Origin of the sequence: Mesorhizobium sp. M7A.F.Ca.CA.002.04.1.1 (genome assembly GCF_004022805.1) — a bacterium.
Taxonomy (GTDB): Bacteria; Pseudomonadota; Alphaproteobacteria; order Rhizobiales; family Rhizobiaceae; genus Mesorhizobium; species Mesorhizobium ciceri.
In genome coordinates, this window is the sequence record NZ_RZPL01000767.1 from 1 (window position 1) to 2,579 (window position 2,579).

General features: G+C 63.9%; 2 protein-coding genes. One reads left to right on the plus strand and one right to left on the minus strand.

Going from position 1 to position 2,579, the window contains the following annotated elements:
* Positions 1-8 precede the first annotated feature (8 nt).
* Positions 9-878, minus strand: coding sequence for a helix-turn-helix domain-containing protein (locus ENZ75_RS28125; protein ID WP_013528539.1), 870 nt, complete (start codon positions 876-878; stop codon positions 9-11).
* Positions 879-970: 92 nt separating this feature from the next.
* On the opposite strand from ENZ75_RS28125, the gene ENZ75_RS28130 reads away from it, so the two are divergent.
* Complete coding sequence (locus ENZ75_RS28130; RefSeq protein ID WP_063169701.1) at positions 971-2,515, plus strand: 4-hydroxyphenylacetate 3-hydroxylase N-terminal domain-containing protein; 1,545 nt, start codon at positions 971-973, stop codon at positions 2,513-2,515.
* Positions 2,516-2,579: the final 64 nt, after the last annotated feature.

Genomic DNA, 2,579 nt, shown 5'->3' on the forward strand with positions numbered 1-2,579 from the left:
GTCACCCATCAATGACCCTGCAACTGTTTCCGCCGCCAGGACGCGGGCGCTTCGCCGACCCGCGCGCGAAAGAATCGTGAAAAATACGCCGGGTCGTCGAAGCCGATCTCGTAGGCGATGTCCTCGACCGAGCGTACGGTGAACAACAGCAGCCGCTTGGCCTCCAGCAGCCGTCGCTCACCGACGACGCGTTTGACGCCGCTGCCCAGCACCGCGCGGCTGGCCTTGTCGAGAAGATGCGGCGTCGTGGCCAGCGCCTCGACGTAGCGATCAACAGGCCAGTTGTCGCGGAAATGCGCATCGGCGAGCCGGCGCAGCCCCAACGCCAGTGAGGCATCAGAAGACGCCGTGGCATCCTTTGTCTCGGGACTGAGGCGCGCGATGTGGGAGAGCGCGACGGCGATCAGCGCCTGCAGGACCCTGTCTTTGCCGGCTTGCGCCTCGGCGTATTCGGCGGCGATCATCTCCAGCACCGCCGCCAATCTGGCCCACGCTGCGTGCTGCGGCATGCCGTCGGCAAAGACCGGCCGGTCCAGCGGCAGCAGGCTGTGAGCCGCGATGGCCGCAAGCGCGCCGTCGGCGACCGAGACGACGATGGCGTCGGTGCCGGGGCCGATCGAGAAGCCGTGCACGATAGTGCTCGGCACGAAACTCACGGCAGGCGCCGAAAAGTCCCAGGATCGGTCTTCGATGCGGTAGGTACCGGAGCCGCTGGTCCAGAAGGTGATCTGACCCATCTGCGGGTGCTTGTGCGCGGCGACCTCACCAAGATGGATATTGCCGCGCGCAAGCACCGTCTCGACATGCAGAAAACCGACATCGAGCGGCCGCACCGGCTCGCCATAGACGAAGAAGTCGGGGATGGATCTCTGGCTCATGACGCCGGAAAAAGTCCAATCGGTTTTGCCGTTCCGTCCATAACCGATCGATGCCCAGGGCGCTAGGGTTACGGCTTAAGAGGAGGACCATCATGCGATCAGAAGACTTCCGCACCGATAAGGCACGCCCATTCACCGGGGCCGAGTATCTGGAGAGCCTGCGCGATCGCCGCGAGGTCTATATCAACGGCGAACGCATTGCCGACGTCACCACGCATCCGGCGATGCGCAATTCGGCGCGGTCGCTGGCGCGCCTCTACGACGCCCTGCATGATCCAAAGCGGCGGGACGCGCTGACGTCACCAACCGACACCGGCTCGGGCGGCTACACCCACAAATATTTCCGCGTTGCCAAGTCTTCCGCCGAGCTTGTTGCCCAGCAGACGGCGATCGCGGAGTGGTCGCGCATGTCCTATGGCTGGATGGGCCGCACGCCCGACTACAAGGCGGCGCTGATGAACACGCTCGGCGCCAATGCCGACTGGTACGGGCCGTTCAAGGACAATGCCCTGTCCTGGCACAAACGCGCGCAGGAAGCCGCGTTGTTCATGAACCACGCCATCGTCAACCCGCCGATCGACCGCCACAAGCCGGCCGAACAGGTGAAGGATGTCTTCGTCCACATCAACAGGGAGACGGACGCCGGCATCTACGTGTCCGGCGCCAAGGTGGTGGCGACGTCCTCGGCGCTGACGCACTACAATTTCCTGGCGCAAGGGTCGGCGACGGTGACCGAGGATCCGTCGCTGTCGGTGATGTTCATCGTGCCGATGAATGCGCCGGGGATAAAGATGTTCTGCCGCGTCTCCTACGAGCAGACGGCCAACACGGTGGCGGCACCCTTCGACTATCCGCTGTCGTCGCGCTTCGACGAGAACGACGCGATCCTGGTGCTCGACAATGTCTTCATCCCCTGGGAGGACGTGCTGGTGCTGCGCGATGCGCAAAAAATCCTGTCCTTCCATCCGGCCTCCGGCTTCATGCATGGCTACTGCTTCCAGGGCTGCACGCGTTTCGCCGTCAAGCTCGACTTTCTCGCCGGCCTGCTGGCCAAGGCGCTGCGCGCCACGGGCGGCGATGCTTTCCGCGGCAACCAGGCGGCACTGGGCGAGGTCATTGCGCTCAGGCACATGTTCTGGAGCTTTTCCAACGCCATGGCCTACAACCCGATCCCATGGGCGAATGGCGCCGTCCTGCCCAACCTCGAAGCCGCCCTTGCCTACCGCACCTTCATGTCGGAAGCCTATCCGCGCGTCATCGACACCGTGCGCCGGGTGATCGCCTCGGGGCTGATCTACCTGCCGTCGTCGGTGCGCGACTTCAACAACCCCGAGATCGACAAATATCTGGCGCAATATGTGCGCGGCTCCAACGATATGGGCCACATCGAACGCATCAAGATCATGAAGCTGTTGTGGGATGCGACCGGCACCGAGTTCGGCGGCCGCCACGGGCTCTATGAGCTCAACTATGCCGGTGCGCCGGAAGAGGTACGGCTGCAGGTGCTGAAAGGCGCCGAGCGCGGCGGGCGGCTGAAGGCGATGGAAGAGCTGGTCGACACCTGCATGGCCGATTATGACGAGAATGGCTGGACCGGCGATACCTGGTTCAATCCGCTTGTCTCAACGGCCGAGTGAAATCACATGGCCACGCAGATTTCGAAAGCCGATTTCCGCGACGCCATGGCGAGGGTCTGCGCGC

What these genes read in the sequence shown, in the direction of transcription:
- ENZ75_RS28130 (WP_063169701.1), top strand. Translation starts at nt 971, where the DNA reads ATGCGATCAGAAGACTTCCGCACCGATAAGGCACGCCCATTCACCGGG.
- ENZ75_RS28125 (WP_013528539.1), bottom strand. Translation starts at nt 878, where the DNA reads ATGAGCCAGAGATCCATCCCCGACTTCTTCGTCTATGGCGAGCCGGTG.